Source organism: Cyclobacterium jeungdonense, assembly GCF_010994275.1.
Taxonomy (GTDB): Bacteria; Bacteroidota; Bacteroidia; order Cytophagales; family Cyclobacteriaceae; genus Cyclobacterium; species Cyclobacterium jeungdonense.
This window is the reverse complement of the sequence record NZ_WMCD01000002.1, coordinates 318,914-333,197: the sequence shown is the minus strand read 5'-3', so window position 1 is coordinate 333,197 and position 14,284 is coordinate 318,914. Positions and strand designations below refer to the sequence as shown.

The window sequence follows — 14,284 nt, the reverse complement described above, 5'->3', positions numbered from 1 at the left end:
GTTTAGGAAATCAAAATTAACCAAAAAAACAGGATTATCCTTTCAAAATGTCGTTGTATTTTCGGGCGTTGTTCGGGTCTACCTTTAGCAAAACTTCCACGGCTTCCTGCTTAATATTATCAGGGGCTGTCTTTAATAGTTTGCTTATCTCATCTGATTTGGCATCCATAAAGCTGATAGTGAGGATGCTATTGGGCTGGGCCTGATTTGCTTCCTCTACCATTTTGATCGCCTCGAGAATGTTTTCAAAACCTTCTTCCGGTTTTGTAGTCAAAAAGTCCAAGCCTTTCCGGTGATACAAGTAATAGGCATCGCGTACGGGTACCATCACCTGTGAGTTGTACAATTCATTGGAAAGCCAGTATCGGTTTCTTTTGTCGGAGGGGTTTTGGTTCCAGCCAGGCCTGGCAGATTGCTGTGCATTGGACACAATGTTATTGGCTGTTTCAAAATAGGGGTCTCCTCCCCTCGGAGCAAAAGAGTCATAGTCCAACCCAATAGCAATGTAAGCATAGTAAGACAATAGGGAGGTGATGTTGTTTAAAAATGAATATTGGTTAAACTCCAGTGGTTGAGATTCTACGTATTCAAAGGTCCAGTTCCGATCGGCGAAATTCAACATCAAACTCTCGTAGTTGGAACCGTAGACCGGTCGGACAGTTTGAATCTGAACGGTGGCGGTAAAAAGCCCAACCTGGGGCATGTCATTTATGGTAATCAATAAATTTCCTTTGATTCTTTCTTCCGGCTTGAATTCTTCGTCCGTCCAGTTCCGTCCGTTCAAAAATTGCTCAAAGGAGGATTTCATTTGCTCAAATATATCCCTGTCCTGTGTTCTTGCCCGCTCGCTATTAATCGTAACAGTGAAATTCAACTGTTGAGAGATTCCAGTTTGGGGCATGGAAACCAGTACTAATAAACCAAAAAGAACTAGGTATCGGGACATTTTTTACATTTTAAAGCGCACCTTCTTTAACGGTTATTCTATGATTCTGTTGTTTGAAAAAAGCTTTCTATTTTATCCAGAATAATAGAGGCCAATTCCTCTTTTCTTAATACAGGAGATTTCTGGCTCTTCCCTTTTTTATCAATGAAGGTAACCTGATTGGTGTCTTTTTGAAATCCGGCTTCGGGATCCAGCAGCGAATTCAGTACGATAAAATCGAAGTTTTTAGTTTTTAGTTTTTCTTCTGCACTTCCGAAGCCCTCATCGGTTTCCAGTGCAAAACCCACGTGCACTTGTACGGTTTTTTTTTCCTGACCCAGATTTCGGGCAATGTCCGGGTTTTTTACCAGGGTAAGATTAAGTTTCCCATCCTTTTTTTTTATTTTTTCGGGAGACGGGTTTTCGGGACGGTAATCCGACACTGCTGCTGTAAAAATAGCGATATCTGATTGGGGATGACTTTTTTTTGCTTCCGTAAACATTTCTATCGCAGTAGACACGGGGATCGTTTGTATAGAAGGATGCGTGGGAGCCAGGGAAGTAGGCCCCAAAATAAGCGTAACTATTGCACCTCGTTCGGCTGCTTTCTCGGCAAGGGAAATACCCATTTTTCCACTGGAATGGTTACTGATGTACCGTACCGGGTCCAAGGATTCCCGGGTTGGTCCGGCGGTAATCATTATTTTTTTTCCCTTTAATGAACTACTTGATGGAAGAAAAAAGCTAAAAACTGCCGAGAGGATATCCTCGGGTTCGGGCATTCGTCCTTGCCCACTGAGGCCACTGGCTAATTCCCCGGTGGCGGCTTCCATTACCACATGGCCATACTGTCGTAAGGCAGCAAGGTTTTGACTAACGGCTGGGTGTCGATACATGTCCAGGTCCATAGCCGGAGCTACCAATACCGGACATGTACAGGATAAATAGGTGCAGAGAAGCAAATTATCACTTTGGCCACTGGCCATTTTTGCTAATGTATTGGCTGATAAAGGAGCAATCACCATCAAATCGGCCCAGTTGCCTAGCTCTACATGGTTAGTCCATTCTCCCGTGTTTTTATTAAAAAAATCATGAAATACAGGCCCTTTCGAAAGGGTGGCCAAGGTTAACGGTGAAATAAAAGAAAGGGCAGAAGTTGTCATGATGACCTTTACTTCTGCCCCTTTTTTGATCAATAACCGTATCAGATGCGCCGTTTTGTAGGCAGCAATCCCTCCGGTTACCCCCAATAGAATTCGTTTGCCTGATAGTGGCATTTAGGATTCTGTTTCTTCTTCCGGATACCTGAACATTACCTTGTCTTCCATAAACTCTTCCATCGCCATGGTACTCGGTTTGGGCATTCTTTCGTAAAACTTGGAAATTTCTATCTGTTCCTTGTTTTCAAATACCTCTTCCAGATTATCCACGGTGGAAGCAAATTCGGAAAGTTTGTTGTTAAGTTCCTCCTTCATCGTGGAAGAAATCTGTTTTGCCCTTTGGGAAATCACAAATATGGATTCGTAAAGATTGCCTGATTTTTCGGCTACTTTATCCAGGTCTCTGGTAATGATTGACGGATTAACTGCCATGATTGTTTATTTGATTTAATTTTCTGTGTTTCGTAATGCTTCCGTTGCCTGCTGATTCCTTTCTTCTTCTTCACGTAGCCTTTTAGCCTCTGCAGACCGGGATTCGTATTGCTCTTTTAACCTGTAGTGCGCCTCCAATTCTGTTTTGGTTTCACTCATGAGGTTTTTGACTTTTGAGTCATAACTGCTATCCGGATATTTCTGCGCAAAATCCTGCGCAAATTCGATGGATTGCTTAAGCCGCTCTTCTTTTTTATCGAAAACACTTCTTTCAGCATAGGCATTGCTCACCTCTACTAACTTGAAGGCCAATTCTTCATTGTATTCGCTGTCTGGATAGTCCTTGGCAAAATTCTGAAAGTTTATAATACATGCCCGGTAGAATTCCCCGGGAAAAAGTCCCTCGGTCAGCCGGTAATACATCTTGGATTCTTCATAGGCTTTTTCCTCAAACCTTTTCTGCAGATCATCTATCATGGAAATGGCTCTTTCGTACGAGTCGGATTCCGGATAACGATTCATGAATAGTTGTATCGCATTTACCGCTTCCCTTGAACTTCTTTGGTCCAGATTGTAATCCGGCGAGTCGAGGTATAAGGAATAGGCATGCATAAACAGGGCTTCCTCCGCTAAAGGGGATCGGTTATAGGTATCAAAAAAGGTTTTGAAATAACCGGCAGATTCAATGAAACGCTTTGTACGGAAGTGTGCATACGCATAGTTAAATTCCGCCAACTCCGCTTTTCCACTACCTTTGATTACCGGAAGCACTCTGTCATAGAGAATAATGGACTTATTATACTCTCCTTCATCGTAGTAGCGGTTGGCTGCTTCGTACAACTCGTCCCAATTGGTGCTCTTTTCTAATTTGTAAAACTCGCCACACCCGGTAAACACTAAGGTGAATAGCAACAGAATACTAATATATAATGGGGTTGTTTTCTTCATTTAGCCTGCAAATATAAGGGATTAATAATTGGTTATCAAGGGAGTTTATCCGAGACCAGACAAACCTACCTTTTGACGTAGAGTTTTTTGGTGACAATGTTCTTATTGTCGACGATCAGGGTGTAAAAATAGGTTCCGGGGTTTAGATCGGTTACGGGAATAACCAGTGTTTCCTGAACTGGATCTAAACGGAAATCATAAATGGGGTTACCAATAAAGCTGTTGATAACGACCCTTACGTTGGCATCCGGGTTTTTAATTTTGTAATCCAGCTGGGCCGACCGGACACTCGGGTTCGGATAGATGCTTCCCATATCCACGTCTTTATGACTAACTTGCTCAGATGGATTATCTCCCGTTACATTATACACGCTCTCAATCACAAACGCGTCGCGGGAATTGGAACTATTGAAAAAATGCAGATCAAACGTACCTTTGGTTGGCGTGATACCCAATTCAAACTCTATGTAAAGATCAGTGAAGATTTCTCCAGGTTCCAGGTCTATTTTTATCTGAGAGAGGTCTTCTCTAGGGTCAAAGCATGTCTCACCCAAACAGACCAAGATGTTTTGAGAAGAACCTATGTTTCCTCTAAGATACCTCAGATAATAGGAAGTTATTTCTTCGGATTCATTTTGAAGGATCAGCGATTTTCGCTGTGTGGTATTTACTTTACCATTAAACTCCACTTTCTCACTCAATACACGCACTTGTCTCGCTTCGGCATGCTGCTGAGCGTACAAGGCAAATGTGATTAATAGCGAAAGAAAAATTTTCATGTAAAGTTTAAATCAATAATGACTGCGGTTTCGTTTCATTCCTAGTATATACGGATAAAAATACCAAATTGGTTCCACTTTTCACCTATTTTACGGTTAAAAAATGTTAACCTTTACAAAATTTTTTTTCTTGTCTACCGTTAGAAAATGGTTTTTAAACCAACAGGTTTTCATAAAAATGTTACTTAATAGATAAATAATATTAATTATCTATACGTTTTTGTATTTCATCATCGGAGGGAAACGGTAAAGCTACGTTTGGCTCGTCGAAAAAACTGTACCTGTTTTTTTCCCTTTTTCGGGGTGTTCTCCAGTCGTCAATTAGCTTTTGGTCAGGTCTTTCTTCAGATCGCCAGCTAAAACCCTTCAATTGTGTCTGATCCTCTTCTATGAGGTGGGGCGGGGTAAAAGAGGCTTCAGGTTTGATCGAATGGCTAATTCTGGAAACGGTCCCTTCCTGAAACTCCATGATAATTCGACCGCAAAGCAATTTATTTAGGCCCTTAAAGGTGGTGTCGTTCTCCATTGCAAAATACAACGATTCGCCGTTGCCCTCCACATCCAACAAATCCATGTCTCCATCAACAAAATAGCCTGTCATTTTTCGCCCTTTAATTTGGTTGAAATTAGCCACGGTATCCTGGGTGATCGCAAAAGCGTTGTCAAGCAGCAATGCCTGGTCTATTTCCTGATTTGCTATTATAAACCGGATACTATCCGCTGTTATCTGACTTTTGTTATTCCATAATACGGGGTCTGAGTATAGGTAAACCGTAGAATCGGCATACATATAAGCCATGGAGTCTGCCCGGCCGGCAAGGTCCGACTTGATCATCCGCATATTGGGATAGGCCAGCGTGAACCGGTCCTTCGGAACTTCACTGTCCTGGGAGATCAAGGTGTCAGCAATCATATATAAGGTATCCGCATCAAAATATTTCCTGACCAGTGCTTTTCCATACACTTTCGAATACTGACGTTCCTCCCAATACTTGCCCTCTTCACCAAATACCTCTACATTCCTTTCCTTATTAAAAATGCTCACATTTTCCCTTGCTTCGTAATACTGCTCATTCTCGTCGTAGTACAGGATTTCCCCGGACACGATGCTATTTTCTGACTCCATATCCCCATCGTAGAACCTAAAAATTTTATTTTGAGTATCGTAAAAACTACCTCTTTGGGCATTTAATTTGTTACCTTCTTTCGAAAGTATATTGGTTAGCTTTTCGGTTTCCGCAATCTTTGTTTGCGTATAATATAGAAGGCTTTTGGACTTCATGGTGTAGTCAGGGTTTTCCAAAACCACCTTTTCTGTAAAAGTTATTTTTTCTTGTTGGGTTTCATAGGTCCCTTTTACGCTTGTAAGTGTATTGGTGCTGTCTTTGACCATTCCCGAATTAAAATAGTTGGCCACACCAGTTCCCCGATTGTAGTCTAAAAAGTCGGTGTACAATGTAGTTCCTTCATTTACCAGGACCACGTTATTGCGCAGGCGGGCCATCTGGGTGTCTCCATCATATTCTGCATAAAGACTAGTGACGGTAACCGAATCCTCCTGATTCTCAATTTTGACACTACCGAACAATTTGGCGAGGTTATCCTGAACGTAAAAATGCGCTGAATCACAATAAATAAGAGAGTTTTTATGCTTCATGATCACATCTGTCAGCAAGCGGTCAAAACCCTTTCCTCCCTGCAGTTCATCGGCATGAAGGATTTCCAGCCGGCTTTTTTCTTCCTGACCTTTTACCTGGAGCGTTGCCAACAGGAAGCAAAGTCCCAGTAAAAGTAGTTTGTTTCGTATCATTCGCGTCTAATTCCAGGTCAAAATTAATAGAAAATGGTATTTTTGGGATATGCTAAGGAGATTTATCCAACATGTACGGGAAAATAACATTTTAGATGTCAAAAACCGGTATCTTTTGGCGATTAGTGGGGGAATAGACAGTGTGGTATTAGCTCACCTCATGTATCGGGCAGGGTTTAAGTTTAGTTTCCTTCATTGCAATTTTCAGTTGAGAGGAGAAGAAAGCGATGCGGATGAGGCTTTTGTCCGGCAGTTGGCACAAAGGCTAGGCTGTGCGATCCATGTCAAGTTTTTTGAACCACAAACCTATATGAAAGCCCAGGGTGTGTCTTTGCAAATGGCGGCGAGGGAACTGAGGTACGACTGGTTTGAGCAGATGAACAGGGATAACCAAACAGATGGAGTGGTGGTAGCTCATCATGCCGATGACCAACTTGAAACCATCTTGCTTAATTTATTGCGAGGGACAGGTATTGAGGGCCTGTATGGCATGGCCGAAAGAAGGGGCTGTATCATCCGGCCGCTGTTGCCATTTAGTAGGGCTGCTATTCAAGAGTATCTTAGAAATGAATCTCTGGATTGGAGAGAGGATAGCAGCAACCTAAAAACGATCTACAAACGAAACTTTATCCGCCACGAGCTGTTTCCGCTGCTGGAAAAATTTGATCCCAAAGGACCGGAACTTATGAGTTACAGTTTTGAAAGGGTCAAGGATACCGGGAAGGCTTTTTTTTATTTTTTTGAACAATGGTTGGGCGAGCATGTGGTTCAGGTTTCTTCCTATGAGTATCTGGATTTTAAAAGTTTGGAAGGCGTTCCGGGAAAGACCTCCCTGCTTTTTTACTGGCTACGTCCAAGGGGGTTCGTTTATGCACAGGTGAAGGAAATGGCACAAGTCATGGCCAATCCGGAATCTGGGAAATGTTTTTTTTCTGAGCGCTGGATGGTAAACATTGACAGGGAAAGGTTAATTTTAGGCAAGAAACGATCGGATAAGGTATCCCTGTCCGTTGAGAGTCATGCAATATCTTTCCGAACAGATGATCAAACGGGCTATGAAATTATCCATCTTAAGGAAGGGTGGCAGGTGGACCGGTCTTCAGAAAATGCGCTATTGGACAGGCAATTGCTGGAATATCCCCTACTGATAAGGACCTGGGAGCAAGGGGATAAGTTCAGACCCCTGGGCATGGGGCAGTTCAAAAAAGTAAGTGATTTTCTGATCGATTCGAAGATACCTGTAATTTTGAAAGAACGAGTCCAGGTACTGTGTTCGGCCGGTGAGATAGTGTGGGTGATAGGTCATCGAATAGATGATCGATATAAAGTGACTGAGTCTACCGAAGAAGTAGTGTATTTTAAAAAAAATGACAATGTTTAATCCTTTTAAAAAGAAATACAGCCCTTCTGAGCTGAATCAATTTGCTTTTTTAGGTAAAGCCCGGTTTTTCCAGGAGCTTAGTTTTGATGAATTATCTCGATTTTTACCTGCGATTCATCAAAGAAAATACGAACGAGATGAAGTAGTATTTTTCAGAAATGATCCCAGTCAAGCCCTTTATATCCTGGAAAAAGGGGAAGTCACATTGAACATAGATATTCATAACACCTTTGAAACCATCATTAAATTAAAGGAGGGAGGGCCTTTTGGAGAAAATTCCATGTTGGCAAATTCGAAAAGAATCTACACAGCCATCGTAAGCACCGAGGAGGCCATTTTGTGGGTGATCCCAAATTATGCGATCCTGGACATTTTTAAAAATAACCAAAAAATAAAAGCCAAGATGATGACTGCATTGGCCAACTTTTATAACCAAACCAATCAGCAATTATTCTCTTCCTACCGAAATTCCTATGGGTTTTTTAACCTGGGGCAGATGTTTGAATAATTCGCGATAATCCTTCATAAAAAGCGCATTCTTTAATACCTTAGCGCATATTTTGAGAAATTACAATCTAAACCGATTATAAATAATGACAAAAGTAACCGTAGTTGGAGCTGGAAATGTAGGCGCAACCTGTGCAGATGTTTTAGCTTACCGAGAGATTGCCGAGGAAATTGTTTTAGTGGATATCAAAGAGGGAGTGGCAGAAGGAAAGGCGTTAGATATCTGGCAAAAAGCCCCTATCAATGCATACGATAGCAGAACGATTGGAAGTACCAATGATTATTCCAAAACGGCGGGGTCCGATGTAGTTGTCATTACCTCCGGATTGCCCAGAAAACCTGGGATGACACGGGATGATCTCATTGAGACAAATGCAGGAATTGTAAAAATGGTTACTGAAAATGTGGTCAAGCATTCCCCGGAGGCCATTATTATTATTGTTTCCAATCCCTTGGATGTAATGACCTATCAGGCTCATATTACTTCCAAAAAACCCAAAACAAAAGTAATTGGAATGGCTGGAATACTGGACACCGCAAGGTACAGGGCATTTTTAGCTGAGGAATTGGATATTTCTCCCAAGGAGATTCAGGCCATACTGATGGGGGGACATGGAGATACAATGGTTCCCCTACCAAGATATACTACCGTGGCTGGAATTCCCGTTACCGAACTCATTGCAAAAGATAAATTGGACGCCATCATCGAACGCACCAAATTTGGAGGTGGAGAGCTAGTCAAATTGATGGGTACATCTGCCTGGTATGCACCAGGAGCAGCGGCAGCTCAGATGGTAGAATCCATCGTCAAAAACCAGAAAAGAGTGTTCCCGGTTTGTATCAAACTGGATGGTGAGTATGGAATTGACGATTGTTACCTTGGCGTACCTGTAATTTTGGGTAAAAATGGCATCGAAAAAGTAATTGAACTGGATTTGAATAATGAGGAAAAAGCGCTGTTGGAAGTTTCCAGAACGCATGTCAAGGAAGTTATGGCTGTTCTTGATAAATTAGCTGTAAAATAATTAATAGACATTGTCTGTTTTTTTGAAATCCCAACTTTTTTCCGTTGGGATTTTTTTGTTGTTTTGGGTTAAACATTATTTGTGGTGAGCCAATTAAAAAACCTGCTGGTGGTGGTAGTGATCCTGGTCCTGGGGGTCACTGCATTTCTAATATTTCGAACGGACTATTTTGAAGACCAATGGGATGGTATAGAAATGGTATCACCGAATGCCGTATTTTTATTTGAAACAGAAGATCCCGTTGGTTTCTGGAATTCATTGGTGGGGCAGCCGATATGGGAGAAATTGAATCAGTTACCTGGACTAGAAGAACTAGAATCCCAATTGATTTTTTTAGACAGTGTTTCCGGAAAGCAGGGTAATCTTCAACAGTACCTGAAAAACCAGCGGTTTAGGTTGTCCTTACACCCGCTGGGGAAAGAGGCTTATGGATTTTTGGTGGCCATCGCCTTCGACAACCGGGAATTTATCCGTTTTACTAAAAATCTGGAAAAGAAATTTGAAAATCAGGGAGGGTCTGTTAAAAAAAGAACCTACAGCGGCATTTCACTTTCTGAGGTTGGCCTGGACGAGGGAGAAAATCGGTTTACCTATGCAACCTTTGATAATGTTTTGCTGGGAAGCTACCACTCCTTTCTGGTAGAAGATGCCATACGCTATGCCCAGTCCGAAGGGTTGGCTAGTTTCAAAGCTACTTTTCCGCATTTATTTGATTCTCAAAATGCATTACCGGCAAGTGGCATGTTGCGGGTTTCTGGTCACGGATTGGCGGGCTTTATACAAGACCTTACTACCGGTGATACCGATAAATTTTCTTCAGAGTTGCGTGGAAATGATTTTTCTGCAAACCTAACCCCACAAATTTCCGGGGAAGAAATCTCCTTCAAAGGTGAGCTATATACCAATGGGCGTTTATACGAGGTAGATTTGGTGAACGATGGTGGAAATTCTCAGCTCTTTTCTTCCCTGATCAGTAATCGGGCGGTATCCGTTTCCCGGTATTTATTACCGGAGCCGGCTGATTTTAAATCGATTCCCAATGCCGAATTTTCACCCATTGATGTTATTCAAGCAGAAATAGAGGATAATGCTGCCATCCAGGAATTTCTTCGTGCAATTACTGGCCAGGTGGCGTTGGTTTCAGAGGATGGTCTGCTGGATGACATATCTCAACAGGTGCTTATCGTCCAAGCCGACAATCCGGACAGCGCTTTTGAAAACCTAAAAATATTTGCACTTTCCCAGGTTCAAAATGACACCTCAAAGCTATTCATGGATTACTATCTGGGGAATGAACTGTTTTTACTGGACCTGGAAGATTTCCCAGCTCATGTATTTGGCGGCAATTTTACCGGGTTTTTAAAAAGTTACCTTACGGTGGTGGATGACAAGCTGGTTTTTTCTAACAGTTTGCGAACCCTGAGAAACTTGCTGGAAGACGTCTATCAAGATAATACCTGGGGAAAATCCATTCGCTATCATGACATGTTGAAACAGCGGGAAAGTTCAGCTCCCATCCAATTTTTTCTCAACAATGATCGGTTTTACCCTATATTGACACGAAGCAGCCATCCTTCCTGGAATGCCTTATTTCAAAAGTATTCCGGAGTTTTTGGATCGTTTGATTGGTTGGACATATCGTTTTTTGAAAATGGAAGAATGGAGGCAAATCTTGGAATAGATTTAGAGGATAAGGTTGGCGATAAGAGGCTTATTTTAAGTGAAAGCAGGCGTACGAAATTTGAGAGTCCGCTACTATTTGGACCCGTTGGATTACAAAACTATAATGATAGAAGTACTGATTTTTTAGTTCAGGACGAGGACTTTTTCATTCATTTGCTTACTTATGAGGGGGAAACTATTTTTTCTCAGCGAGTCCCCGGGGAAATCATTTCGGATGTATTTCAGATAGATTATTATAAAAATGGAAAGCTTCAGCTGGTATTTGCCACACGAGACCTGATTTATGCGTTGGATAGGTTTGGGAACCTTCTTCCAGGCTTTCCCATCCATTTTGCAGAGGGCAGGGACATCGAATTTTTAAATGTGTTGGATTACGACAACAACAAGGACTATCGGTTTTTTGTATCGGATCAAGACGGCAACTTATACCTTTATTCGAGAGAAGGGGAGTTGTTTCCTGAATGGGGGCCTAAAATAACCAATCAGGGGAGGCTGTCGAGCCCTCCGGCCCATCACAGAATTCCTGGACTGGGGGATTTTATGGTGGCAATGCATGCCAATGGCAGTTTAGGTTTGTACAATCGCAGAGGTGAATCTAAAACCGGGGTACCGATCATATTGGGAGAAAGTGTATCCACTGCCTATGGGATAGAAGAAGGAATTTCGGAAGGGCTGGCAAAATTGGTTACTATTAACGACGCAGGAGAGGTGGTCAAAATGAATTTTAAGGGAGAACTTACGTATCGAAATCAGCTGCTTCGGCCAGATCGGGATACGCGCTTTGCACTTGTAAACGATCAAACGGAGGGGGGGTTTGTATGGGTAATCAAGGAGTACAATAAAGTAAAGGTGCTGAATTCTCAAGAACGATTACTCTTTGAAATGAGCATACTCTCTGATGAATTGGATTACAGGTATTTTTCTTTTGGTCCGGACAATACCATTTTTGTAGTTTTGGATAGGGTGCAGGAATTTGCATATTTGTACAACCAAAAGGGGGATCTTATAAACCAAAAGCCTATTAATGTAAGTGGAGATCTTTGGATTCGTTTTTCGGGAAGCCGCAACGAATATACCCTTTTAACGGTATATATGAACCAGCTGAATGAATATATAATACCTTTGTAATCCCTAGTCCTCGTCTTTTACAACTATGAAAAAAAGTTTGTTACTTCTTATAAGTTTCTTTTGTGTTCAGCTTTATTTTTGCACTGCCGCTTCCTTTGGACAGGTCTTCGATTCAGAGATTTCCTATCTGCCCGACACCACGGATATTCATGATTACAGCACTCCCTACCATACCACCTACACGTTTTTTTACCATCTGAATGAACAAAACTTCGATCCATCTATCGCAGCGGAGGCGCTGAACATGGATGGAAGCGAAGGGCAAAATGCAGAGGCCCTGGCTGTAATGTTAAAACAGGTATTTGATGGAAATGGCGTTTACGTATATATGAATGATGTGCCCAATACGCCTAACTATCGGGATACAGTGCGTAATGGTAAACAGATTTACGTCTTTGACGAAATTATCCTGCCTGCTGTTTATCTGGAAAAAGTAGGAAATCAGTGGCTATTTTCATCTGCCACGGTACAGAACATTAAATCGCTGCATAAGGAAACCTACCCTTTTGGTACCGATAAATTACTGACCTTATTACCCAAGCTGGGCAGTCAGGTTTATTTCGGTCTTCATCTCTGGCAGCTTTTCGGCTTGTTCTTTTTACTACTAATGGTTTTCATAAGCCATAAGCTGTTTACCTTCCTTGTCGATAGAGGGCTTTATTTTATGCTCGTCAGGTCGGGCTATGGAAAGATTGCTAAAAAATACCTATTACCAGTCGCTCGGATTGTGAGTATTTACCTGATTGTTTTATTCCTTGCCATATTTATACGTGTACTTCAACTCCCCATTTCCATTGTATCCTGGGTGACCATTTTACTTAATGCAGTAAAACCGTTTATAGTGACGGTTATCTTTTACAAACTGGTGGATGTTTTTTCCGGGTACATGGAACGGATGGCGGAGAAGACCCGATCCACATTGGATGATCAGCTGGTGCCTTTAGTGCGGAAAACGCTGAAGGCTTTTGTCATAGTGGTTGGTTCCTTGTTTGTGCTCAAGTATGGCCTGCGAATTGACATCGTCCCCTTTTTGACTGGACTTTCCATCGGAGGCTTGGCTTTTGCATTGGCGGCACAGGATACAATAAAGAATTTTTTTGGATCAGTCATGATCTTCGTAGACAAGCCATTTCAGGTTGGAGACTGGATTACCAGCGGCGATGTGGATGGCACCGTGGAGGAAGTAGGATTCAGGTCTACCCGGGTGCGGACATTTAGAAATTCGCTGATGTATATTCCAAACGGTAAAATTGCAGATGCCACGGTAGATAATCACGGCCTTCGGAAATACCGACGGTTTTACAGTACCATTACCATTACCTACGATACCCCTCCGGAACTGGTGGAAGTATTTTTGGAAGGTCTGCGAAGAATAGTTCAGAATCATCCCAAAACCAGAAAAGACTATTACAATATCTACCTGAACAACCTTTCTGCCTACAGCCTGGATATCATGTTCTATGTGTTTTTTGAAGTGCCCAGCTGGCCCGAAGAACTTAAAGCCAGGGAAGATTTAATTTTAGCCGCCATCCGATTGGCCAATAAACTGGAAGTGCGCTTTGCATTCCCTACGCAAACGCTGCACATGGAGAGCTTTCCTGAAAAACAGGGGTTTACGCCTGTTTATGAAGGCGAAAAGGGAGGTTATCAAAAAAAACTGGATCAGTTTATTAAAGGGGAAATAAACGGAGAACAGCCTTCCTAGAAAATGATAATCAGATAGAACAGCTGTTTAAACGATCAGCACTTCGACTCCCTTATCTTCCAAAACCTGTACATAATGTTGGGGAAGGGACTGGTCCACAATTATGGTATCGATGTCTTCGATGTTGGCTATTTTTCCAAAACTCTTTTTTCCGAATTTACTACTGTCTGCTAAAACAATGGTCTTTTGAACCGATCCGATCATGATGTGGTTTAGGTGAGCCTCCATCATGTTGGAGGTGGTCAGGCCGAATTCAGAATCAATGCCGTCCACACTAATGAAAAGTTTGCTGCAGGCAAAATCCCTGATCATGGACGCAGCAAAATGACCGACTACCGAACTGCTGCTTTTTCGAACTACCCCTCCCAATTGAACAATTTCAACTTTCGGATAATCCAGTAGTGTCATACTTACGTTCAAAGCTCCTGTAAGTACGGTTAAAGGCAGTTCTTTTGGAATGGCGCGTGCAAATGCGAGCACCGTAGTGCCCGAGCCTATGATGATGGCATCTTTTTCTTTTAACAGTTCGATGGCTTTTCGGGCGATGGCCCTTTTTTGGTCTACCTGTACCAGTTGTTTTTCATAGACGGGTTTGTCATTTACATAAGGTGCTACCGGCGTAGCGCTGCCATGAGACCGAAATAGCAACCCTTTATCCTCTAGGATCTTCAGGTCTTTCCGAACCGTCACCATGGTCACATTCATTTCTTTGCTCAGGGCAGCTACGCTTACGTAACCGGCTTGATCCAACTTGTCCAGAATGTATTTATGTCTCTCCGCTATTACCATATTGAAGCTATT

12 protein-coding genes are annotated in these 14,284 nt (G+C 42.2%); 5 read left to right on the top strand and 7 right to left on the bottom strand.

All coding sequences use genetic code 11. The features are described 5' to 3' along the window. Positions 1–34: 34 nt before the first annotated feature. The 6 genes from porD to GKS34_RS06445 form a co-directional block, all read right to left on the bottom strand. Positions 35–946: a type IX secretion system protein PorD gene (gene porD / locus GKS34_RS06470; protein WP_163383994.1), complete on the bottom strand. Its 912-nt coding sequence runs from the start codon at positions 944–946 to the stop codon at positions 35–37. A gap of 38 nt (positions 947–984) precedes the next feature. Then, positions 985–2,202 carry a bifunctional phosphopantothenoylcysteine decarboxylase/phosphopantothenate--cysteine ligase CoaBC gene (gene coaBC / locus GKS34_RS06465; RefSeq protein WP_163383993.1) on the bottom strand — a complete coding sequence of 406 codons (1,218 nt, stop codon included), beginning with the start codon at positions 2,200–2,202 and terminating at the stop codon, positions 985–987. Further along, a complete protein-coding gene (locus tag GKS34_RS06460; RefSeq protein WP_163383992.1) occupies positions 2,203–2,517 on the bottom strand; it encodes a DNA-directed RNA polymerase subunit omega in 315 nt (104 codons plus the stop codon). Positions 2,518–2,532: 15 nt separating this feature from the next. Next, the gene (locus GKS34_RS06455) at positions 2,533–3,465 is read right to left on the bottom strand and encodes an outer membrane protein assembly factor BamD (RefSeq protein ID WP_163383991.1); all 933 of its coding nucleotides are present in this window, start codon (positions 3,463–3,465) and stop codon (positions 2,533–2,535) included. Positions 3,466–3,530: 65 nt separating this feature from the next. Then, positions 3,531–4,244, bottom strand: coding sequence for a T9SS type A sorting domain-containing protein (locus GKS34_RS06450; RefSeq protein ID WP_163383990.1), 714 nt, complete (start codon positions 4,242–4,244; stop codon positions 3,531–3,533). Between the two features lie 202 nt (positions 4,245–4,446). After that, entirely contained in the window at positions 4,447–6,054 is a 1,608-nt protein-coding gene (locus tag GKS34_RS06445; protein WP_163383989.1) for an OstA-like protein, read from the bottom strand. Positions 6,055–6,103: 49 nt separating this feature from the next. Here GKS34_RS06445 and tilS point away from each other — a divergent pair, with 49 nt between their 5' ends. The 5 genes from tilS to GKS34_RS06420 all read left to right on the top strand — a co-directional run bounded on the left by tilS (position 6,104) and on the right by GKS34_RS06420 (position 13,483). Further along, positions 6,104–7,435, top strand: coding sequence for a tRNA lysidine(34) synthetase TilS (tilS, locus tag GKS34_RS06440; protein WP_163383988.1), 1,332 nt, complete (start codon positions 6,104–6,106; stop codon positions 7,433–7,435). Then, on the top strand, positions 7,428–7,943 hold the full coding sequence (locus GKS34_RS06435) for a Crp/Fnr family transcriptional regulator (RefSeq protein ID WP_163383987.1): 516 nt from the start codon (positions 7,428–7,430) through the stop codon (positions 7,941–7,943). Before tilS ends, GKS34_RS06435 begins: the two co-directional genes overlap by 8 nt. Before the next feature lie 85 nt (positions 7,944–8,028). Beyond that, the gene (gene mdh / locus GKS34_RS06430) at positions 8,029–8,967 is read left to right on the top strand and encodes a malate dehydrogenase (RefSeq protein ID WP_163383986.1); all 939 of its coding nucleotides are present in this window, start codon (positions 8,029–8,031) and stop codon (positions 8,965–8,967) included. Positions 8,968–9,051: 84 nt separating this feature from the next. Continuing rightward, entirely contained in the window at positions 9,052–11,778 is a 2,727-nt protein-coding gene (locus GKS34_RS06425) for a hypothetical protein (RefSeq protein ID WP_163383985.1), read from the top strand. A 25-nt stretch (positions 11,779–11,803) separates the two neighbouring features. Continuing rightward, complete coding sequence (locus GKS34_RS06420) at positions 11,804–13,483, top strand: mechanosensitive ion channel family protein (protein WP_163383984.1); 1,680 nt, start codon at positions 11,804–11,806, stop codon at positions 13,481–13,483. Between the two features lie 27 nt (positions 13,484–13,510). Here the strand turns inward: GKS34_RS06420 and GKS34_RS06415 are convergent, their stop codons facing one another. Then, positions 13,511–14,272, bottom strand: coding sequence for a DeoR/GlpR family DNA-binding transcription regulator (locus GKS34_RS06415; protein WP_163384204.1), 762 nt, complete (start codon positions 14,270–14,272; stop codon positions 13,511–13,513). Positions 14,273–14,284: the final 12 nt, after the last annotated feature.

Bases quoted from the DNA above. Each gene is read 5' to 3' on its own strand.
- porD (WP_163383994.1), bottom strand. From the start codon at position 946: ATGTCCCGATACCTAGTTCTTTTTGGTTTATTAGTACTGGTTTCCATG.
- coaBC (WP_163383993.1), bottom strand. From the start codon at position 2,202: ATGCCACTATCAGGCAAACGAATTCTATTGGGGGTAACCGGAGGGATT.
- GKS34_RS06460 (WP_163383992.1), bottom strand. From the start codon at position 2,517: ATGGCAGTTAATCCGTCAATCATTACCAGAGACCTGGATAAAGTAGCC.
- GKS34_RS06455 (WP_163383991.1), bottom strand. From the start codon at position 3,465: ATGAAGAAAACAACCCCATTATATATTAGTATTCTGTTGCTATTCACC.
- GKS34_RS06450 (WP_163383990.1), bottom strand. From the start codon at position 4,244: ATGAAAATTTTTCTTTCGCTATTAATCACATTTGCCTTGTACGCTCAG.
- GKS34_RS06445 (WP_163383989.1), bottom strand. From the start codon at position 6,054: ATGATACGAAACAAACTACTTTTACTGGGACTTTGCTTCCTGTTGGCA.
- tilS (WP_163383988.1), top strand. From the start codon at position 6,104: ATGCTAAGGAGATTTATCCAACATGTACGGGAAAATAACATTTTAGAT.
- GKS34_RS06435 (WP_163383987.1), top strand. From the start codon at position 7,428: ATGTTTAATCCTTTTAAAAAGAAATACAGCCCTTCTGAGCTGAATCAA.
- mdh (WP_163383986.1), top strand. From the start codon at position 8,029: ATGACAAAAGTAACCGTAGTTGGAGCTGGAAATGTAGGCGCAACCTGT.
- GKS34_RS06420 (WP_163383984.1), top strand. From the start codon at position 11,804: ATGAAAAAAAGTTTGTTACTTCTTATAAGTTTCTTTTGTGTTCAGCTT.
- GKS34_RS06415 (WP_163384204.1), bottom strand. From the start codon at position 14,272: ATGGTAATAGCGGAGAGACATAAATACATTCTGGACAAGTTGGATCAA.